Annotated in this window: 21 protein-coding genes and 1 pseudogene; 18 read left to right on the top strand and 4 right to left on the bottom strand. The window is 69.8% G+C overall.

Annotated elements, in window-relative coordinates:
- The first annotated feature begins 128 nt into the window (after positions 1-128).
- The gene (locus BUB57_RS01680; protein WP_073060949.1) at positions 129-1,736 is read left to right on the top strand and encodes a leucyl aminopeptidase; all 1,608 of its coding nucleotides are present in this window, start codon (positions 129-131) and stop codon (positions 1,734-1,736) included.
- 13 nt (positions 1,737-1,749) lie between these two features.
- A complete protein-coding gene (locus tag BUB57_RS01675) occupies positions 1,750-2,202 on the top strand; it encodes a DNA polymerase III subunit chi (RefSeq protein ID WP_073060946.1) in 453 nt (150 codons plus the stop codon).
- A gap of 227 nt (positions 2,203-2,429) precedes the next feature.
- On the opposite strand, the gene BUB57_RS01670 is transcribed toward BUB57_RS01675, so the two are convergent.
- Positions 2,430-3,005: a retropepsin-like aspartic protease family protein gene (locus BUB57_RS01670; protein WP_073060943.1), complete on the bottom strand. Its 576-nt coding sequence runs from the start codon at positions 3,003-3,005 to the stop codon at positions 2,430-2,432.
- Positions 3,006-3,184: 179 nt separating this feature from the next.
- Between BUB57_RS01670 and tatA the strand changes: the two are divergent.
- The 5 genes and pseudogenes from tatA to BUB57_RS01645 all read left to right on the top strand — a co-directional run.
- Positions 3,185-3,340 (top strand): annotated as a pseudogene (tatA, locus tag BUB57_RS16970) (twin-arginine translocase TatA/TatE family subunit); the annotation flags it as partial.
- Positions 3,341-3,560: 220 nt separating this feature from the next.
- On the top strand, positions 3,561-4,097 hold the full coding sequence (tatB, locus tag BUB57_RS01660; RefSeq protein ID WP_073060941.1) for a Sec-independent protein translocase protein TatB: 537 nt from the start codon (positions 3,561-3,563) through the stop codon (positions 4,095-4,097).
- Between the two features lie 3 nt (positions 4,098-4,100).
- Positions 4,101-4,949: a twin-arginine translocase subunit TatC gene (gene tatC, locus BUB57_RS01655; protein ID WP_073060940.1), complete on the top strand. Its 849-nt coding sequence runs from the start codon at positions 4,101-4,103 to the stop codon at positions 4,947-4,949.
- Positions 4,942-5,781: an ATP-binding protein gene (locus tag BUB57_RS01650; protein WP_073060939.1), complete on the top strand. Its 840-nt coding sequence runs from the start codon at positions 4,942-4,944 to the stop codon at positions 5,779-5,781. Before tatC ends, BUB57_RS01650 begins: the two co-directional genes overlap by 8 nt.
- 68 nt (positions 5,782-5,849) lie before the next feature.
- Entirely contained in the window at positions 5,850-6,962 is a 1,113-nt protein-coding gene (locus BUB57_RS01645; RefSeq protein ID WP_073060938.1) for a FliM/FliN family flagellar motor switch protein, read from the top strand.
- A gap of 202 nt (positions 6,963-7,164) precedes the next feature.
- Here the strand turns inward: BUB57_RS01645 and dprA are convergent, their stop codons facing one another.
- Both dprA and tldD read right to left on the bottom strand, forming a co-directional pair.
- On the bottom strand, positions 7,165-8,535 hold the full coding sequence (gene dprA / locus BUB57_RS16965; RefSeq protein WP_234951944.1) for a DNA-processing protein DprA: 1,371 nt from the start codon (positions 8,533-8,535) through the stop codon (positions 7,165-7,167).
- Positions 8,536-8,680: 145 nt separating this feature from the next.
- On the bottom strand, positions 8,681-10,099 hold the full coding sequence (gene tldD / locus BUB57_RS01635; RefSeq protein ID WP_073060936.1) for a metalloprotease TldD: 1,419 nt from the start codon (positions 10,097-10,099) through the stop codon (positions 8,681-8,683).
- Positions 10,100-10,302: 203 nt separating this feature from the next.
- Between tldD and coxB the strand changes: the two genes are divergently transcribed.
- From coxB to BUB57_RS01580, 11 genes are all read left to right on the top strand, one after another.
- Complete coding sequence (gene coxB, locus BUB57_RS01630) at positions 10,303-11,181, top strand: cytochrome c oxidase subunit II (protein ID WP_073060934.1); 879 nt, start codon at positions 10,303-10,305, stop codon at positions 11,179-11,181.
- 6 nt (positions 11,182-11,187) lie between these two features.
- A complete protein-coding gene (gene cyoE / locus BUB57_RS01625) occupies positions 11,188-12,123 on the top strand; it encodes a heme o synthase (protein WP_073060929.1) in 936 nt (311 codons plus the stop codon).
- Positions 12,123-12,410 (top strand): hypothetical protein, encoded by a 288-nt coding sequence (locus tag BUB57_RS01620; protein WP_073060926.1) that lies wholly within the window; start codon positions 12,123-12,125, stop codon positions 12,408-12,410. The genes cyoE and BUB57_RS01620 overlap by 1 nt, the downstream gene beginning before the upstream one ends.
- On the top strand, positions 12,407-12,994 hold the full coding sequence (locus BUB57_RS01615) for a cytochrome c oxidase assembly protein (protein ID WP_073060923.1): 588 nt from the start codon (positions 12,407-12,409) through the stop codon (positions 12,992-12,994). The genes BUB57_RS01620 and BUB57_RS01615 overlap by 4 nt, the downstream gene beginning before the upstream one ends.
- 22 nt (positions 12,995-13,016) lie before the next feature.
- Positions 13,017-13,835: a cytochrome c oxidase subunit 3 gene (locus BUB57_RS01610; protein ID WP_073060905.1), complete on the top strand. Its 819-nt coding sequence runs from the start codon at positions 13,017-13,019 to the stop codon at positions 13,833-13,835.
- 91 nt (positions 13,836-13,926) lie between these two features.
- On the top strand, positions 13,927-14,601 hold the full coding sequence (locus BUB57_RS01605) for an SURF1 family protein (RefSeq protein WP_073060902.1): 675 nt from the start codon (positions 13,927-13,929) through the stop codon (positions 14,599-14,601).
- Between the two features lie 10 nt (positions 14,602-14,611).
- Positions 14,612-16,000 carry a threonine synthase gene (gene thrC, locus BUB57_RS01600; RefSeq protein WP_073060899.1) on the top strand — a complete coding sequence of 463 codons (1,389 nt, stop codon included), beginning with the start codon at positions 14,612-14,614 and terminating at the stop codon, positions 15,998-16,000.
- On the top strand, positions 15,997-17,262 hold the full coding sequence (locus BUB57_RS01595; RefSeq protein ID WP_073060897.1) for a M16 family metallopeptidase: 1,266 nt from the start codon (positions 15,997-15,999) through the stop codon (positions 17,260-17,262). The genes thrC and BUB57_RS01595 overlap by 4 nt, the downstream gene beginning before the upstream one ends.
- On the top strand, positions 17,262-17,843 hold the full coding sequence (locus tag BUB57_RS01590; RefSeq protein WP_073060894.1) for a GNAT family N-acetyltransferase: 582 nt from the start codon (positions 17,262-17,264) through the stop codon (positions 17,841-17,843). Before BUB57_RS01595 ends, BUB57_RS01590 begins: the two co-directional genes overlap by 1 nt.
- A 77-nt stretch (positions 17,844-17,920) precedes the next feature.
- Entirely contained in the window at positions 17,921-19,354 is a 1,434-nt protein-coding gene (locus BUB57_RS01585) for an FAD-binding oxidoreductase (RefSeq protein WP_073060891.1), read from the top strand.
- A gap of 62 nt (positions 19,355-19,416) precedes the next feature.
- Positions 19,417-19,860, top strand: coding sequence for a PACE efflux transporter (locus BUB57_RS01580; protein ID WP_073060888.1), 444 nt, complete (start codon positions 19,417-19,419; stop codon positions 19,858-19,860).
- Between the two features lie 16 nt (positions 19,861-19,876).
- On the opposite strand, the gene BUB57_RS01575 is transcribed toward BUB57_RS01580, so the two are convergent.
- Entirely contained in the window at positions 19,877-20,302 is a 426-nt protein-coding gene (locus BUB57_RS01575) for an META domain-containing protein (RefSeq protein WP_159435542.1), read from the bottom strand.
- Positions 20,303-20,341 lie beyond the last annotated feature (39 nt).

Raw genomic sequence — 20,341 nt, 5'->3', positions numbered from 1 at the left:
TCTGCCCCTGATTAGCCGCTGTGCCCTGCGGGCGGAAGCCCGCGGGTCGCCGGTCGGCGGTGCTCTGGTCAAGCGCGGGGGGCGCCGCTACGGTCGGGCTGTTTTCCACCGACGAAGGCCAGCCCGCGATGAACCACCCCGTCGAAATCCGTTTCATGCCCGAGGCCGATGCCGATCTGGCCGCCTGCGAGGGCCGCCTGGTCCTGCTGATTGGCGAGCGTGACCAGCTGCCCAAGGGCCTGCCGCCCGCGGCCCGCAAGAGCCTGGCCCGCGCGCTCGGCTCGAAGCAATGGGGCGAGGTCAAGCCCGGCGGCGCGCTAGAGATCGCCTTTCCGGCGGGGCTGGCGGCGGATGCGGTGCAGCTGCTGCGCCTGCCGCGCCGCGCCGACGTGGCGACGGCGCGCAAGGCCGGGGCCGCGGTCGGTGCCCGCATGGGCAAGGCCGAGGTGACGGTGCTCTGCAGCGGACATCCGCGCATCGCCGAGCTGACGTTGGGCATCGCGCTGCGCGGCTATGATTTCTCGACCTACAAGACCTCGCCCGCGGGCGAAGGCGAGGCGGAAGCCGGCGGCGATGTCCCGGCCGCGCCGCCGCAGGCGGTGACCCATGGAGCGGCGCCCGATGCGCGGCTGAACGACGCCTCGGGCCAGCCGGCAGAGCCTGCGGCGGTTGGGCAGGCCGCCGTGGCCGCGCAGCCCGGCAAGGCCCGCGTCACCGTGCTGTGCAGCGACCCCGAATCGGCCGCCCGCGCCGCCCAGGACGGCGCCGCGTTGGCCGAGGGGGTGTTCTTCACCCGCGACCTGATCAACGAGCCCGCCAACGTGCTGACCACCAGCGACTTTGCCGACCGGCTGCTGGCGATGCGCGAGCTGGGGCTCGAGGTCGAGGTGCTGGACGAGGACGAGCTTTCCCGGCTGGGTATGCGGGCGCTGCTGGCGGTGGGGCAGGGCTCGGACAGCCCCTCCAAGGTGGTGGTGATGCGCTGGCAGGGCGGGGGCGACGCCGCGCCGCTGGCGCTGGTCGGCAAGGGCGTGGTCTTCGACACCGGCGGCATCTCCATCAAGCCCGCGCAGGGCATGGAAGAGATGACCATGGACATGGGCGGCGCGGGCGTCGTCGCCGGCGTCATGCGCACGCTGGCGCTGCGCCGGGCGCGCGCCAATGTCGTCGGCGTGGTCGGGCTGGTCGAGAACATGCCCGACGCCCGCGCGCAGCGGCCGGGCGACATCGTGCGCTCGATGAAGGGCGACATGATCGAGGTGGTGAACACCGACGCCGAGGGGCGGATGGTGCTGGCCGACATCCTCTGGTACGCGCAGGAGCGTTTCCAGCCCGCGGCGGTGGTCAACCTCGCCACGCTGACCGGCGCCATCATCGTGGCGCTGGGCCATGAAAAGGCCGGGCTGTTCTGCAACGACGATGCGCTGGCGGGCGAGCTGGCCAAGGCCGCCGAGGCCGAGGGCGAGGGGATCTGGCGGATGCCGCTCGCCCCCGCCTATGACGAGCTGATCAAGTCGCGGCTGGCCGACATCAAGAACTCGGGCGGCCGCCCGGCGGGCTCGATCACCGCGGCGCAGTTCCTGCAGCGTTTCATCCGCAACGGCACGCCCTGGGCGCATATCGACATCGCCGGCGTGGCGCTGCCGCCCAAGGAAACCACGCTGGCCCCCAAGGGCGCGACCGGCTGGGGGGTGCTGACGCTGGACCGGCTGGTGCGCGACCGCTTCGAAGCCTGAGGACCGCCGCGCCGTGGGCAATGCGCTGTTCTATCACCTGACCCGCTCGCCCGCGGCGCGGCTGGTGCCCTTGCTGCTGGGCAAGTCGCTGCAGGCCGGCTGGCGGGTGGAACTGCGCGGCAGCGACCGCGCCCGCATGGCGCGGCTCGACGACGAGCTGTGGCTGGCCGAGGGGTTCCTGCCCCACGGCATGGCAGGCGGGCCGCATGACGCGGCGCAGCCGGTGCTGCTGACCATGGCGGGTGAGGGCCATGGCGCGGCGGCGGCCGAGTGCCTGATCGCGCTGGATGGCGCAGCAGTGGCGCCCGAGGAATGCGCCGCCGCGCAGCGCGTCTGCATCGTCTTCGACGGCAACGACCCGCCCGCGCTGGAACGCGCCCGCGACCAGTGGCGGGCGCTGACCGGCGCCGGCGTCGGCGCCGAATACTGGTCCGAAGCCGGGGGTCGCTGGGAACGCAAGCGCTGAACCGGCCGCGTTGCGATTGCGTCGCCGCCGGTCCGGGGGCCAGCCCCCGGGCTACTACCGTGCCCTTGTTCGCGGAATACAATCCACTGGATTGTATTCCGGGCGCTCGCAAGCCCGGGGATATTGGGACCAGATGAAAGCCTCACGCCGTGGGCGGCCAGTCTCTTCTTTCTGGCGAAAATACCCCGGGGTCCGGGGCAGCGCCCCGGTCCGGCAGTGCGGCGCGCTCAGCGTTCCAGGATCATCGAATCGCCCTCGAAGCTGACCCGGGCAAAGCGGCGCAGATAGTCCATGCCCATCAGCGAGCGGTCGATGTCGGCCTGGATCACCATGGCAGGCACGTTCTCGTCGAGGATGTCGCCGATCGCCACGCGGTCCAGCCGCACCGTTGCGGTCGGCACGATGCCGTTGGCGGTGCGGGCCTGCCCGGCATAGACCAATCGTTCCAGGTCGATCCCGGCGCGGCGGGCATCGCGCGGCGACAGCGCCAGCGCCGAGGCGCCGGTGTCCACGATGAACCGCACCGGCGCCCCGTTCAGCTCGGCCGTCAGATGGAAATGCCCGTCGGGGCCCAGCGGCACCTCGATTCGCGTCGGGTCCAGCATCGCCTGCCGGGGCATGACGTCGCGGCTGATGTCCTGCCACAGCCCCGCCGCGCCGATCGCCGCCAGGAAGATCAGCCCCCAGGCCAGCACCGCCCGCAGGGTCGAGCCGGCGTCGCGGCGGAACTCGACCACCACGAACGCCCCCAGTGCCAGCAGCAGCAGGGTCAGATAGGCCAGTCTTGCAGGGTCGATGCTCATGCGCGCTCCTTGCGGTTTCCCTGCATTTGGGGATTGCCGCGCCCCGCTGCCAGTCGCTGCACCCGCCTGCTGCGGGTGTCGTGATCGTGAAAGGACTTTCGGACCCGCGCGCATATCCTTATATGCGAGAGGCGGCCGTTCGCCGCGCGGGTCAAAACGCCCGACTACGGAGAAAGACGATGCACGCACCTTCACCCATGGCGCTTCTGTTGATCGCCATCGTCGTCCTGGTTCTGTTCGGCCGGGGCAAGGTCTCGTCCCTGATGGGCGAGGTCGGCAAGGGGATCACCGCCTTCAAGAAAGGCGTTCGCGAGGGCGCCGACGAGGTCGAGCGCACCGCCGATGCCGCCACCGACCGCGCCGCCATCGCGGCCGAGCGCACTGCCGACGACCTGGACGCCGCCGCCGCCCGTGCCCGGGCCGAGGCCGACCGCATCCAGGCCGAGGCCGAGGCGGCGAAGGCTGCCCGGACCGAGGCGATGCGCGACGTGACTCCGACCGACGGCAACCGCCCGTAATGCGGGCGCGCGCACGGCGCGCGGAAGGGGTTGAAATATGCTGGATGTCGGCTGGACCGAGCTTCTGCTGATCGGGGTGGTCGCGCTGATCGTCATCGGCCCCAAGGATCTGCCGGTGATGTTCCATTCGCTGGGCCGGATCATGGCCCGCGCCCGCGGCATGGCACGCGAGTTCACCTCGGCGATGGAGGATGCCGCCAAGGCCTCGGGGCTGGATGAGGCCACCAAGGACCTGCGCGACATCAAGAACCTGACCAGCCCGCGCTCGATGGGCGTCGATGCCTTGGGCCGCGCGGCCGAGAAGTTCGAGAAATGGGATCCGATGCAACCGGTGCGCAACGGGGGCAAGGCGCAGCCCGACCCTGCCGCGCCGCGACCCCCGGCAGGCGCGATCCCCGCCGCAAGCGCTGCCGCCAGTGCGGCGCCGGCCAGCCCGACCCCTGCATCTACGTCCGCGCCGGCAGAGACCGCCGCCGCCCCGTCGCCTGCGCCCGCCGCGCCTGCACCTGTTCACGATACCCCCGAACCGGGGACCCGCCGGCTGCACGCCGTGCGCCGCAGCGACCGGAGCTGAGGCTTGTCCAAACGCCCTGACGACATCGACGAATCCTCGGCCCCGCTGATCGAGCATCTGGCCGAGCTGCGCTCGCGGCTGATCTGGTCGGTGCTGGCCTTCGTTGCCGCCGCGATCCTGTGCTATTTCGTCTGGCAGCCGGTCTTCAACGTGCTGACCCATCCGATCTGCGGCGCGCTGGCGCGGCGCGGGCAGGAATGCGGGCTGATCATGCTCAAGGTGCAGGAAGGCTTCTTCCTGGCCATGCATATCGCCATGTTCGGCGGCTTCATCCTCGCCTTTCCGGTGATCGCCTATCAGCTGTGGCGCTTCATCGCGCCGGGGCTCTACCGGTCGGAAAAACAGGCGTTCCTGCCGTTCCTGATCGCCTCGCCCGTGATGTTCATTATGGGCGCCAGCTTTGCCTATTTCATCATCCTGCCCTGGGCCTTCGACTTCTTCCTGGGCTTCCAGAGCGGGCCGCTGGTCCTGCCCGACGACCCCGCCACCCCGGTGGTGACCGAGCCGAAGATGGCGGGCATCGTGTTCCAGGGCTCGATCGCGGAATATCTGTCGCTGACCACCAAGTTCATCCTTGCCTTCGGGGTGTCGTTCCAGCTGCCGGTGGCGCTGACCCTGATGGGCAAGGCCGGGCTGGTGTCCGCGGCCGGGCTGGCCTCGATGCGGCGCTATGCGGTCGTGCTGATCCTGGTGCTGGCCGCGATGGTCACCCCCCCCGACGTGATCAGCCAGATCGTGCTGTTCACGGTGATCTATTCGCTTTACGAGATCGCCATCCAGCTGGTGAAACGGATCGAGACGAAGCGCGAGGCCGAGCTGCGCGCCGAGGGACTTTGGGTTGACGATGACTGATGCCGCGCTGACGCGCATTGCCGATGCGCTGGACCGGCTGTCGCCGCCGCCCGCGCCCGCGCCGAGCTTTGCCGAGGCCGAGGCCTATGTCTGGCACACCGCCCCCGACCGGCTGGAGCCTGTCCGCCGCGTCGCCCGGGTGCCGCTGGACCAGCTGGTCGGCATCGACCGCGCCCGCGACACCTTGCTGGCCAATACGCTGCAGTTCGCGCGCGGTCATGCCGCGAACAACGCGCTGCTGTGGGGCGCGCGGGGGATGGGGAAATCCAGCCTCGTCAAGGCCGTGCACGCCGAGTCCGTGGCCCGCGGCCTGCCGCTGGTGCTGGTCGAGATCTCTCGCGACGACCTCGATTCCGTCGGTCGGCTGCTGGCGATCCTGGGCGACAGCGACCGCCGCTTCGTGCTGTTCGCCGACGACCTGTCGTTTTCCAGCGACGACGCGCAGTACAAATCGCTCAAGGCGGTGCTGGACGGCGGGCTGGCGGGGCGGCCGCCGAATGTCGTGCTGTATGCGACCTCGAACCGCCGTCACCTGATGCCCCGCGACATGATCGACAACGAGCGCGCCACCGCCATCCACCCGGGCGAGGCGATCGAGGAAAAGGTCTCGCTCTCCGACCGATTCGGGCTGTGGCTGGGGTTCCACGCCTGCGGGCAGGACGAATATCTGGCGATGATCGACGGCTATTGCGCCGCCTATGGGCTCGAGATCGACCCCGACCGCCTGCGGGCCGAGGCGATCGAGTGGCAGGCCACCCGCGGCGCCCGCTCGGGCCGCGTCGCCTGGCAGTTCTTTACCGATCTTGCCGGCCGCGAAGGGCTGGCGGTCTGAGCCCGGTAACCGGGGCTTAAGGGTTTTCTGCAATTCTCGCCGGACGTAACCAGTGATTCGGACAGGGAATGCAGGGCGCAACACAGACTGAAGACGGGGTGCCAGCCGGCGGCTCGGTGCTGTGGCGCCATGTCGTGGCGGCCACGGCGCGGCGCCGGGGCGGGCTTGCGGCCCCGCCGGGCGCATCGCCGGCGCGGGGCGCGCAGGCGCGCTCGCCGGAACGGGCCGTCGCCGGGGCCATCGGCCGGGCCGCCGACCGGGTCCACCGGCTACCGCTGTTCTTCGATCGTATCGAGTGGAGCCAGGCGGCACTGGCCGAGCTGGGCGAGCTTCTGCCCGAAGGCGCGCTGGTCTCGCTGATCGAGGGGCCGGGCGATTCGCTGGGGGTGGTGGCGCTCTGCCCCGAGCTGCTGGCCGCGGGCACCGAGATGCAGACGGCCGGACGCGTCTCTTCGCGCCCGGCGCCGCCACGGCGCCCGACCCGAACCGACGGTAGTATCTGCACCGATTTCATCAATGCGACCCTGGCCGAGCTTGGCGCCGAGCCCGGATTTCCCCCCGGCCGCGACCGTCTGCGGGGCTATCGCTACGCCAGCCATCTGGACGATCTGCGGACGCTGGACCTGCTGCTCGAGGAAGGGGCGTTCCATCTGCTGACGGTCGGGCTGCGCGCCGGCGAAGCGGGGCAAAGAAGCGGCCGGCTGGTGATTGCCTGGCCCTCGGACCCCGCGCAACCGGGCTGCGACGGCGGTGATCCCCCGGCGCAGGGCGACTGCACCGACGCGCCGTCGCTGGCCGAGGCGATCCACAGCGCCCCGATCGAGCTGCTGGGGGTGCTCTGCCGCCGCCGGATCTCGCTGCGGGAGCTGGCAGCGCTGTCGCCCGGCGACGTGATCACACTGCCCCCCGACGTCCTTGGCGCAGCCACGCTGGAGACCGCCATCGGCCAGGTGCTGTTTCGCGGAAAACTGGGCGAAATGGCCGGCCGCCACGCGCTGCGCCTGCTGCCAGCCCCCGATGCGCCCCCCGAATCCCCGCGCGCCACCGCCGGACCGCCCGCTGGCCCGCTGCCAGACGGCCTGCCCCTGAGCGACCTTGACACCCCGGACCCGTTCCGGCCGGTGTCGCTGGACATCGCTGTCACACCGGGCAGCACCCAGCCCCCGGCGGAATCCGCGTGATGGGGGTGAGAGATAGAGGGAGGGGCGGCGATCCGTGGCCGAGGCGGAAAGCGGAGCCGGGGAAAAAAGAGGTCTGCATGGCCATATAGGCCGACCTTGATCCGTGGCGGAGGATGCTATCTCGGGTGCAGCTCATGCTGTCGGTGCCGCAGCACAGCGGGGAATCCGTGGCGGCGGTGCCCTTTCCCGGCTGGAACGTCGATCAGGCCAGGGCGATCCGGCCGCCGGGCAGGCGGGTGATGGTGCCGTCGAGTTCGAGGTCGAGCAGCGTCGGCGCGAGCCGGGCCGGGGCGATGCCGAGGTCGCGGATCAGGCTGTCCTCGTCGGTGGGCGAGGGGCCGAGCAGGTGCAGCAGCCGCCTGCGCAGTTCGGTCGCGGTCGGGGTGGAATCCGGGCTGGCGTCAGCTGCCAGTGACGATACGGGCGATGCGGCGGCGGAACGCGCGGGCGGGTGCGGATCTGGCCCGCTTGAACCTTGGCCGGAGCCTGCGGGTGCAGATGCCTCCGGTCCACATCCCGACGGCACCGCTTGAGCATTTTGCACGGCGGCAGGGGCGTCGTTTTGCCCCCCGCGGTGCGGCTTAGGGTCGTCTACGCGCCGGGTAGAAGGCTGTCGATCACCCGCAGCGGCTGGTTCTTCATCTGCCGCAGCGGTGGCAGATCGCGGCGTCGCTGTTCTGGAAGCGCGCGCGGGCAGGGTGCTCTCGCCCCCCGAATCCGCCGCGAACCCGTCGAGCCCCGGCAGCGACAGCGGCCGAATCAGCGCCAGCACGTCCTCGGCATTGCGCACCAGCGTGGCGCCGTCGCGGATCAGGGCGTTGCAGCCCGAGGCGCGGGCGTCCAGCGGGTGGCCGGGCACCGCCATCACCTCGCGCCCCTGCTCGCCGGCCAGCCGCGCGGTGATCAGGCTGCCCGAGCGGCAGGCGGCCTCGATCACCACCACCGCTGCGGAAATCCCCGACACGATGCGGTTGCGCGCCGGGAAATGCCGCGCCACCGGCTCGACCCCCGGCGGCTGCTCGGTCAGCAGGCAGCCCGAGTCGCAGATGCGGTCGGCCAGCGCCCGGTTTTCCGCCGGATAGATCACGTCGATGCCGCCGGCCATCACCGCGATGGTGCCCCGGGCGCAGCTCGACTGATGCGCGGCGGTATCGATGCCGCGCGCCAGCCCGGCCGCGACCACCAGCCCGGCTTCGGCCAGCCCCGCCGCCAGATGCCGCGCCATCCGCAGCCCCAGGGAGGAGGCGTTGCGCGCCCCCACCACCGCGACCGCGGGACGGTGCAGCGCCTCGACCCGGCCGCGTAGCCACAACACCGGCGGGGCGTCGGAGATCGTCGCCAGCAGCGGCGGGTAATCGGCGTCGCCGATCCGAATCAGCCGCGCGCCCACGCGCGCGCCCGCCGCCAGCTCGGCGCGGGCCACCCCGGGCGGACAGGGCTCGTATCCCTTGGTCCCGGCCGCGGCGGCGATGCCCGGCAGCGCGTCCAGCGCCGCTGCGGCGCTGCCATGTTCCGCGATCAGCCGGTGGAAGGTCGCCGGCCCCACGCGGCGAGAGCGGATGAGGCGAAGCACCGTCAGGTCGTCTTCCCTCGGGGTAGGGTGGGGGTGGGGGGTGTCGAAAGAAAACGTGCCTGGGTTCACTGCCGGTCCCTGCCTCATCCGCAGGGACTTCATGCCACGGTAATGGTTAATTAGTGGTTACCGCGGCCCCGGAAAGTCAGGCGGCCGAACCGCCCACGGTCAGCCCGCCGATCAGCAGCGTCGGCTGGCCCACCCCCACCGGCACCCACTGCCCCTGCTTGCCGCAGTTGCCGACGCCGGGGTCCAGCGCCAGGTCGTTGCCGACCGCGCGGATCTGGCGCAGCGCGGTGGCACCGTCGCCGATCAGCGTGGCGCCGCGAATCGACTCGCCCACCTCGCCGTTCTTCACGCGATAGGCTTCGGTGCAGGAAAACACGAACTTGCCGTTGGTGATGTCCACCTGCCCGCCGCCGAAGCCGACCGCATAGATGCCGTCCTTGAGCCCCGAAAGGATTGCGGCCGGATCGTCCTGCCCCGGGTCCATCATGGTGTTGGTCATCCGCGGCATCGGCGCATGGGCAAAGCTTTGCCGGCGGCCGTTGCCGGTGGGGGCCACGCCCATCAGCCGGGCGTTCTGGCGGTCCTGCAGATAGCCGACCAGGATCCCGTCCTCGATCAGCACGTTGCGGGCGGGCGGCGTGCCCTCGTCATCGACCGAGATCGAGCCGCGACGGTCTTGCAGGGTGCCGTCATCCACCACCGTCACCCCGGGCGCGGCGATGCGCTGTCCCATCAGCCCGGAAAAGGCCGAGGCCTTCTTGCGGTTGAAGTCTCCTTCAAGCCCGTGGCCCACCGCCTCGTGCAGCAGGATGCCGGGCCAGCCGGGGCCCAGCACCACGTCCATCACCCCGGCGGGGGCCGGGACCGAGCGCAGGTTGACATGGGCGATGCGCAGCGCCTCGCGCACCAGCCCCTGCCAGTGGTCGGGCTGCATCAGCGCCGACAGGCCAAAGCGGCCGCCGCCGCCGGCGGTGCCGGTTTCACGCCTTGCGTTCGATTCCACGATCACCGACACGTTCAGCCGCACCATCGGGCGGATGTCGGTGAAGATGCCGCCCTCGGGGCGCAGGATCGCCACCTCTTGCAGGGACGACGCCATCGAGGCGGTGACCTGCACCACCCGCGGGTCCAGGTCGCGCGCAAAGCTGTCAATGTCGCGCAAGGTCGCGATGCGGGCGCCAAAGCCGATACCCTCGACCGGATCCTCGCCGCGATAAAGCTGCGCGCCCGGTCCGGCGGGGGCCGCGGCCATGACGCCGCCGCCATTGCCCACCGCCAGCCGCGCCATTGCCGCCGCCTCGCGCAGGCTGGTTTCGCTGATGTCGGTGGAATGGCCGTAGCCGGTGACCTCGCCGCGCACGGCGCGCAGGCCAAAGCCCTGCGCGGCCTCGAACCCCGCGTTTCGCAGCCTGCCGTCGTCGAAAACCAGGCTTTCGCCGCGGACCCGTTCCAGGAAGATCTCGCCGTCCTCGGCGCCGGCGGTGGCCTCGCGCAGGATGGAAAGGGCGCGAGCGGGGTCGATCAGCTGTGCGAAGGGCGCGAAACGATCAGTCATGGATCCAGCGAAGTAAGCCCATTTCGCCCCCGAGTCGATACCGAGGGAGGTGCTGTTGCGGTAGAGGCTTGTCCTGTTGCGGTATATGTGGTTGTGACAATATGTCTCGACAGACAATGGCGTGCGTCAGCTTTTTCATGAGTCGGGGCACGAGGGGCGACAGGAACGGGATTCGACGAATGGCGAACGGGGCAAGGGGCCGCATGGCGGCGGGGCTGGCAGCAGCGGGGTTGGTCGGCATGACTCTGGCCACCGCCGGGTCTGCCATGGCGCAGGACGTGCTGGGCGATCTGCCGGTGATCGGCAAGCCCGAACCGGGCGGCATCGGGTTCCAGCCGGCGTCGAGCCCGCTGGCGGTCGACCAGCAGTGGCTGGACCAGTTCGTGCTGTACATCATCACCTTCGTGACGGTGCTGGTCTGCCTGCTGCTGCTGTTCTGCATCGTCCGCTTCAACCGCCGCGCGAACCCGGTCCCGGCCCGCTTCACCCACAACACCCCGGTCGAGGTGGTGTGGACGGTGGTGCCGGTGCTGATCCTGCTGACCATCGGGATCTTTTCGTTGCCGGCGCTGTTCCGGTCGCAGGAAATGCCCTCGGACCCGGATCTGGTGATCAAGGCGATCGGCCGGCAGTGGTACTGGTCCTATGAATACCCCAACGACGGCGTCGCCTTTGACGCGCTGATGCTGGCGCGCGAGGAACTGGCCGACAACGGCTATGCCGACGACGAATATCTGCTGGCCACCGACAATGCCGTGGTGGTGCCGGTCGGCGCGACGGTGCTGGTGCAGGTCACCGCCTCGGACGTGATCCACAGCTGGACGGTTCCGGCCTTTGCCGTGAAACAGGACGCCGTTCCGGGCCGCATCGCGCAGCTGTGGTTCTCGGTCGACAAGGAGGGCGTGTATTTCGGCCAGTGCTCGGAACTGTGCGGGATCAACCACGCCTATATGCCGATCGTGGTCAAGGCGGTCAGCCAGGAGAAATACGACGCCTGGATGGCAGGCGCCAAGACCGAGTTCGCGGCCGACGCCTCGGATTACCTGCCCGCCGCGCCGGTGCGGCTGGCCCAGGCGGAATAAGGCGGCGTGGCGGACATCCACTCATATGACCGGGCCGCCCAGGGGCTGGGCGGCGAGGCCGGGTTCGGCGACTATGTGGCGCTGCTCAAGCCGCGGGTCATGTCGCTGGTTGTCTTTACCGCCTTTGTCGGGCTGTATGTGGCGCCGGTGCCGGTCAACCCCTTCGTCGGCTTCTGTGCGATCCTGTTCATTGCGCTGGGGGGCGGTGCCTCGGGCGCGCTGAACATGTGGTACGACGCCGACATCGACCGGGTGATGACCCGGACCGCCAAGCGTCCGATCCCCGCCGGCCGGTTGACCGAGGGCGACGCGCTGGGGCTGGGGCTGTTCCTGTCCGGCCTTGCGGTGCTGATGCTGGGGCTGACCGCCAACTGGTTCGCCGCGGCGTTCCTTGCGTTCACCATCTTCTTCTATGCCGTCGTCTATACGATGTGGCTCAAGCGCCTGACGCCGCAGAACATCGTGATCGGTGGCGCCGCCGGGGCGTTCCCGCCGATGATCGGCTGGGCCTGCGCCACGGGCGGCATCTCGGTCGAATCGCTGCTGATGTTCTCGCTGACCTTCTTCTGGACGCCGCCGCATTTCTGGGCGCTGGCGCTGTTCATGAAGGAGGACTACCACAACGCCGGCGTGCCGATGCTGACCGTGACCCACGGCCGGCGCGCCACCCGCAAGCACATCTTTGCCTATACGCTGGTGCTGGCGCCGTTTGCGGTGGCGCTGGGGCTGACCTCGATCGGCGGGCCGCTGTATCTGGCGGTGGCGCTGGTGTTCAACGCCCTGTTCATCCTGGGCGGCTGGCGGATCCTGCGCCGGACCGAGGAGCAGGCACAGGAAGATTCCTACGCGGTCGAGAAATCCTTCTTCCGCCTGTCGCTGTACTACCTGGCCGCGCATTTCGCCGCGCTGGCGGTGCAGGCCACGATCGGAGGCTGGGCGTGATGGCACTGCACCCGGAACATGAGCTGCACCGCCGCCGCAGCGGCCGCAACATCGGGCTGGCGCTGGTGCTGGCGCTGTTCGTGGCGCTGGTGTTCGGCCTGTCGGTGGTCAAGATCAAGCAGGGCGACCTGATGCAGGGCTTCGACCACCGCCCGGCCTCGCTGCCGCCGGCCGCCGCGGTCGCGCCGTCGGCCAACCCGGTGGCGGCGCCCGGCACCCCGGCCTCGGCGCTGCCGCAGGCGCGCTCGACCCCGGCCGCCCCCGCCGCAGAGGGGGGGCAGCCATGAGCAATACGCGCGACAACGCCAATGCCCGCGTCGTCTGGCGGCTGATTGCGGTGGTGGTGTTCATGGGCGCCGCCGCCTGGGCCGCGGTGCCGTTCTACCGCTGGTTCTGCCAGGTGACCGGCTTTGCCGGCACCACCCAGATCGCCACTCAGGAATCCGACCGGGTGCTGGACCAGACCATCCGCGTGCGCTTCGACGCCAACGTGATGCCGGACCTGGACTGGAGCTTCCGCCCCATGCAGACCGAAATGACCGTGCGGCTGGGCGAAACCGCCATGGCCTATTACGAGGCGGTCAACAACTCGGACCAGACGCTGGTCGGGCGCTCGACCTACAACGTCTCGCCCTCGGACGCCGGGTATTTCTTCGAAAAGATCGACTGCTTCTGCTTTACCGAGCAGGAGCTGGCCCCCGGCGAGCGGATCGAGATGCCGCTGACCTTCTTCGTCAACCCCGACATGCTGGACGACCGCGACGCCGGCCGTATCCGCGACATCACGTTGAGCTATACCTTCTTCCATATGGACACGCAGAAATCGGCGCGGGCCGACACCGGCGCGTCCGCAGCCACCGCCCTGAACTGATCCAGTCGACGCGAGAGAGACCATGGCCCACGCCAAGAACCACGATTATCACATTCTTCCGCCGTCCATCTGGCCGTTCATCGGGGCCATCGGCGCGTTCGTCATGTTCGTCGGCGGCGTCTTCTGGATGCACAAGATGTCGGTGCTTGGCCTGCCGAACTGGGCGCTGTTCGCGCTGGGCGTGCTGACCGTGTTCTACACCATGTTCGGCTGGTGGAACGACGTCGCCAACGAGGGCAACACCGGCGACCACACCCCGGTGGTGCAGATCGGCCTGCGCTACGGCATCATCCTGTTCATCATTTCCGAGGTGATGTTCTTCGTCGCGTGGTTCTGGGCATTCTTCAAGAACGCGCTCTATCCCATGGGCGAGATGAGCCCGATCGTCGACGGCGTCTGGCCGCCCGAGGGGATCGTGACCTTCGACCCCTGGCACCTGCCGCTGATCAACACCCTGATCCTGCTGCTGTCGGGCGTCGCCGTCACCTGGGCGCACCACGCGATCGCGCATGACAACGACCGCAAGACCGCGATCCGCGGGCTGGCCGTCGCGGTGTTCCTGGGCGTCGCCTTTACCATCCTGCAGGCTTACGAATACAGCCATGCGGCCTTCGGCCTGGACGATACCGTCTATGGCGGCGTGTTCTTCATGGCGACCGGCTTCCACGGCTTCCACGTCATCATCGGGACGATCTTCCTGTTCGTCTGTCTGGTGCGGATGATCCGCGGCCACATGACCCAGACCCAGCATGTCGGGTTCGAGGCCGCGGCCTGGTACTGGCACTTCGTCGATGTGGTCTGGCTGTTCCTGTTCGCCGCGATCTACGTCTGGGGCCGCTGATCGCCCCTCCATCCGATGAAACGCGCGGGCAGGTCCCGCGCGTTTTTCCTGTTTCGGGGGCCTCTGCCCCGCTGGTCGAAAGGACGCGCTGATGCTGCGTCGGCTGCTGCCGCTGCTGGTTGCCGGGCTGGTCGTGACCGCGATCCTCGCCTCGCTGGGGTTCTGGCAGCTGCGGCGGATGGAGTGGAAGGCGGGTGAGCTTGCCGCCATCCAGCGCGGGATCGAGCAGCCTCCGGTGGCGCTGCCCGCAGCCATCGACCTGTCGATGAAATATCTGCCGGTGGTGGTGTCGGGCCGGACCACCGGCGACGAAATCCTGGTGCTGTCGGGCAGCCATGATCTGGGCGGCGGCTACAACGTGATCTCGGCGTTTCAGACCGAGGACGGGCGCCGGATCATGGTGGACCGCGGCTTCATCACGCAGGACGACCGCCGGGCGCCGCGCCCGCCGGAGGCGCTGACCGTCGCCGGCAACCTGCACTGGCCCGAGGAAAAGGGCAGCAAGACGCCCGAGCCCGACCTGTCCGCCGGCATCTGGTTCGCGCGCGAGGTGCCGCGCATGGCCGCGCATCTGGGGACCGAACCGGTGCTGGTCGTGGCCGCCGCCGTCCAGGGCGACGCGCAGGGGGTGATGGCGCTGCCGCTGGACATCTCGCATATCCCCAACAACCACCTCTCCTATGCGATCCAGTGGTTTTCCTTTGCGATCATCTGCATGCTGATGACAATCGCGTTGGCGTGGCGTATCCGGCAGCAGACGAACTGAGGGGAAGGCGATGCGCTATATCTCGACCCGCGGGCAGGCGCCCGTTCTGCCCTTTGCCGAGGCGATGATGACGGGCCTCGCCCGCGACGGCGGGCTGTATGTCCCGGAAACCATCCCGCAGCTGTCCCACGCCGAGATCGCTGCGCTGGAAGGGGTCAGCTTCGAGGAAGCCGCCTTTCGCATCACCCAGCCCTTCGTCGCGGAAAGCTTTTCCGAAGCCGAGCTGCGCGAGGCGATCCGCCGCGCCTATCAGGGCTTCGGCCACGCCGCCCGTGCGCCGCTGGTGCAACTGGCGCCGGGGCATTTCCTGCTGGAGCTGTTCCACGGCCCGACCCTCGCCTTCAAGGATTTCGCGATGCAGCTGATCGGGCAGCTGTTCCAGATCGCGCTGTCGCGCGAGGGGCGGCGCATCACCATCCTGGGCGCGACCTCGGGCGATACCGGCTCGGCCGCGATCGAGGCGTTCCGCGGCCTGCCCAATGTCGACGTGTTCATCCTCTACCCGCACGGCCGGGTCAGCGAGGTGCAGCGCCGGCAGATGACCACCCCGGACGACGCCAATGTGCACGCGCTGGCCATCGACGGCACCTTCGACGACGCGCAGGCGCGGCTGAAGGACCTGTTCAACGACCACGCCTTCCGCGATCAGGTGGGGCTGGCGGGCGTGAACTCGATCAACTGGGCGCGGGTGCTGGCGCAGGTGGTGTATTACTTCACCAGCGCCGTGTCGCTGGGCGCGCCGCATCGCCCGGTCAGCTTCACCGTGCCGACCGGCAATTTCGGCGACATCTTTGCTGGCTCCATCGCGCGGGCGATGGGGCTGCCGGTCGAGCGGCTGGTGATCGCGACCAACCAGAACGACATTCTGGACCGCGCGCTGCGGACCGGCGATTACCGCGTCGGCCGGGTCGAGCCCTCGATCTCGCCCAGCATGGATATTCAGGTCAGCTCGAACTTTGAACGCGCGCTGTTTTTTGCCTATGGCGGCGACGGGGCGGCGGTCTCGGCGCTGATGGAAGAGCTGAAATCCGGCGGTTTCACCATCAGCCAGGGCGCGTTGCAGCACCTGCGCGAGATCTACGACTCCGGCCGGGTGTCGGAATCCGAAACGCTGGCCACCATCGCCCGCACCCGCGCCGAAACCGGGCAGGTCGTCTGCCCGCACAGCGCCGTCGGCATCAAGGTCGCGGACGAACATCGCCGCCCCGGCGTGCCGATGATCACGCTGGCGACCGCGCATCCCGCCAAGTTCCCCGATGCGGTGGAACAGGCCGTGGGCCTGCGCCCGGACCTGCCGCCGCATATGGCGCGGCTGTTCGACCTGCCCGAGCGGCTGTCCCGGGTTGAAAACGACAACGCGGCGCTTAAGTCCCTGATCCTTGAACGGAGAACGGCTTGAGCGATATCCAGATCACCACCTTCCCCAACGGGCTGCGGGTCGCCTCGCGCCACATGCCGGGGCTGCATTCGGCCTCGGTCGGCGTCTGGGTGAACGCCGGCGGCCGGGACGAGCGCCCCGAACAGAACGGCATTGCGCATTTCCTGGAACACATGGCCTTCAAGGGCACCGCGCGCCGCAGCGCCCTGCAGATCGCCGAGGCAATCGAGGATGTGGGCGGCTATATCAACGCCTATACCTCGCGCGACGTGACCGCCTATTACGCGCGGGTGCTGTCGGGGGACGTGGCGCTGGCGCTGGACGTGATCGGCGACATCGTGCTGAACCCGGTCTTCGACCAGCGCGAGATCGAGGTCGAGCGCGGGGTGATCCTGCAGGAAATCGGGCAGGCGCTTGACACGCCCGATGACGTGATCTTCGACTGGCTGCAAGAGGCCGCCTATCCCGACCAGCCCCTGGGCCGCACCATCCTGGGCCCGGCCGAGCGGGTTTCCGGGTTCTCGCGCGATGACCTGTCGCGCTTTGTCGCGGAACATTACGGCCCCGGGCAGATGATCGTGGCCGCCGCCGGCGCGGTCGATCACGACGCGCTGGTGCGCCAGGCCGAACAGATCTTCGGCCATCTGCCGGCGCTGGCGGGCGTGGCCCGGCAGGGTGCGGTCTGGCAAGGGGCCGAGGCCCGCCGCGTCAAGCGGCTGGAGCAGGCGCATTTCGCGCTGGCCTTCGAGGGGCCGGGCTATCTGGACCCGGATTTCTACGCCGCGCAGATCTGGACCGCGGCGCTGGGGGGCGGCATGTCCTCGCGCCTGTTCCAGAAGATCCGCGAGGAACGCGGGCTGTGCTATTCGATCTTTGCGCAATCGGGGTTCCACGACGACACCGGCATGGTGACGATCTACGCCGGCACCTCGGGCGAGCAGCTGGCCGAGCTGTCGCATCTGACCATCGACGAGATCCGCCGTTCCGCCGAGGATCTGGCGGAATCCGAGGTCGCGCGCGCCAAGGCGCAGCTCAAGGCCGGGCTGCTGATGGGGCTGGAAAGCCCCTCGGGGCAGGCCGAGCGCATGGCGCGGGCGCTGACCATCTGGGGCCGTGTGCCCGATGCCGCCGAGGTTGCGGCCCGCATCGACGCGGTGACCGCCGCCGATGTGCGCGACCACGCGCAGCGCATCATCGCGCGCGCCCGCCCGGCGTTGGCGCTTTACGGCCCCGTCAAGGCCGCGCCCGCGCGCGAGGATCTGGCAAGGCGGCTGGCGGCGTGATGTTCTGGCGCCGCCATGCGCCCCGGCTGGAAACCGAACGCATGGTGCTGCGCCTGCCCGCGCACGCGGATTTCACCGCCTGGACCAGCCTGCGCGCCGAAAGCCGCGCATTCCTGACCCCGTGGGAACCGATCTGGCACGCCGACCACCTGACCCGGCGCTCGTTCAGCAACCGGGTCTATTGGGCGGCCCGGTCCAGCCGCAACGGCACCTCGCTGCCGCTGTTCCTGATCCGCCGCGACGGGGTGCTGCTGGGGGCGATCACGCTGGACGGCATCCGCCGCGGCCCGGCGCAGGTCGGCACGCTGGGCTACTGGATCGGCGCCCCCTTTGCCCGCCAGGGCTATATGCGCGAAGCGATCGGCGCCGTCGTCGCCCATGCCTTCGGCCCCATGGACCTGTCGCGGATCGAGGCCGCCTGCCTGCCCGAAAACGCCGCCAGCCGCGGGGTGCTGGAAAAATCCGGCTTCAAGTACGAGGGCGTGGCGCAGGCCTATCTGCAGATCAATGGCCGCTGGCGCAATCATGTGCTGTATTCCAATCTGCGCCACGACCGGCGCGGGCGGACCGGGGCGGGTTAGGGCGGTCACGTGGCGCTGTGGACCGGGGCGCTGCCCCGGACCCCGGGATATTTGGGTGATGAAGAAAGGCATGTGGCTTGGCGTTGAACCCCGCGGACGATCGACTGGCCGCGCTGCTGCCCGAAGGGGTGCTGCGCCCGCTCGAGCCGCGGCATCTGGACGAGCCGCGTGGCTATCACGCGGGGCAGGGCGGGCTGCTGGCCGCGCCGCGTTCCGTCGAGGAGGTGGCGGCGGTGGTGCGGGCCTGCACGGCGGCGCGGGTGGGAATCGTGCCGCGCGGGGGCGGCACCGGGCTGGTGGCGGGCTCGGTCATGCCCTTGGGGCCGCTGCCGCTGGTGCTGTCGCTGGAACGCATGGCGGGCATCCGCGGCGCCTGGCCTGAAGAGGACGTGCTGATCGCCGATTCCGGTGCCACGCTGTCGCAGGTGCAGGATGCCGCGCGCGCGGTTGGCCGCCAGTTCCCGCTGTCGCTGGCCAGCCAGGGCACCGCGCAGCTGGGCGGGATCCTGTCCACAAACGCTGGCGGCACCGCCGTTCTGCGCTGGGGCAATGCGCGGGCGCTGTGCCTGGGGGTCGAGGCGGTGCTGCCCGACGGCTCGGTCCTGCGCGACCTGCGGCGGCTGCGCAAGGACAACACCGGCTATGCGATCAGCGACCTGCTGGTCGGGGCCGAGGGCACGCTGGGCATCATCACCGCGGCCAGCCTGCGGCTGGCGCCGCTGCCGCAAGCGGTGGCGACGGCGATGCTGGCCGTGCCCGACCCGGCGGCGGCGCTGCGGCTCTTGGCGCTGGTGCAGGGGGAAATGGCCGGTTGCGTTACCGCGTTCGAGCTGATCTCAGGGCAGGGGCTGGCATTCCTGTCCGAAACCCTGCCCGAAATCCGCCAGCCCCTGCCCGGCGCGCCGTGGTCGGTGCTGCTGGAGCTGTCGCTGCCCCGCGGCTGCGACCCCGCCGCCATGGCCGAGGCGCTGCTGGTCCGCGCGCTGGAGCAGGGGCTGGCCAGCGACGCGATTCTCGCACAATCGGGCGCGCAGGCGGGCGAGTTCTGGTCGCTGCGCGAGCATCTGCCGGTGGCGAACCGCCGGATCGGAGCGATTTCCTCACACGACATCAGCCTGCCGCTGTCGGAAATCCCGCGCTTCATCGCTGATGCCGGGGCGATGCTGGCGGCGATGGGGGACATGCGGGTGAACTGCTTCGGCCATCTGGGCGACGGCAACCTGCATTACAACGTCTTTCCCGCCCCGGGCCGCGACCGCGCCGAATACGCCGCCCTGCGCCCGCGCGTGCAAGAGGCGGTGCACGAGATGGTCGTCGCCCGCGGCGGCTCGTTTTCCGCCGAGCACGGGGTCGGGCGGCTCAAGGCCGCGGATCTGGCGCGCTGGGGCGACCCGGCGCGGCTGGCCGCGATGCGGGCGATCAAGGCGGCGCTGGACCCGCTGGGGATCATGAACCCCGGTGCGGTGCTGGCCTTGCCCGAACCGGGCGGCGGGCCTATATCCGGAGGCTGAAGGACGACCTTCACCCAGATCGGGGCAGCATCCGGGGCGGCCCGCAGACAACGGAGCCCCTGATGCGCAACACCCTTGACCGTATCCGCCACGCCATCCTGTTCGAGCTGTTCGGGCTGATCTTCCTGATCGGCGGCGGCGCGATCCTGACCGGCTTCGACCCCGCGGCGCTGGGGGTGGTGGGGGTGGTGTCCTCGCTGATCGCGACCGGCTGGAACTTCGTCTTCAACCTGATCTTTGACCGCGCCATACTGCGGTGGCGCGGCAGCATCATCAAGACCCACCGCATCCGCGCCCTCCACGCGCTGCTGTTCGAGGCCGGGCTGCTGGTGATCCTGCTGCCCTTCGTCGCCTGGGTCTTGGGGCTGACGCTGTGGCAGGCGTTCCTGTTCGATGCCGCGATCGCGGTGTTCTATGTGGTCTACGGCTATGCCTATAACTGGGCCTATGACCGCATCTTCCCGCCGCCCGAGGCGCGGGCGCGGGCCGTCCAGGCGGCCCGCTGAGGTCACCGCGGGGGGATCAGTTCCCCGAACGCTCCAGCGTCATCCAGCCCAGCGGGCTCTTGAGCTTGAGCACGCCGCCGGTCCATTCGGCCTCGGACGCCTGGGTCAGCGCCTCGAAGAACCGCGCCTCGAAGCCCTTGTGGCCGCAGGGGTTGTCGGTCCAGTTCATCTGCGAGACGTGGATCTGCGGCAGCGGCAGGGTGTTGATCGCGGTGAAGCTGTTGCACGGGCCCTGGCCGGTGATCTGGCCCGGCGTCAGCCGCACATGCCCGTCGCGGGTCGGCACGGCTTCCTGGCCAAAGCCGACGATGGTGTAGGTGCCAAAGGGCACGCCGCCTTCAAAGCCGGTGCCGTCGTGGGGCAGCCCCGGTTGGGTGGGCGCGCAGGCGGCCAGTCCGGCAAGGGCGGCAGCAGCGGCGGCGGCGCGGAAAGCGGACGTCATGAAGGGATGCCTCCCTGAAAAATATTCGGTTGCGATCAT

Source organism: Paracoccus solventivorans (assembly GCF_900142875.1).
Taxonomy (GTDB): Bacteria; Pseudomonadota; Alphaproteobacteria; order Rhodobacterales; family Rhodobacteraceae; genus Paracoccus; species Paracoccus solventivorans.
The sequence above is the reverse complement of the archived record's forward strand: the minus strand, read 5'-3'. Positions and strand labels throughout refer to the sequence as shown.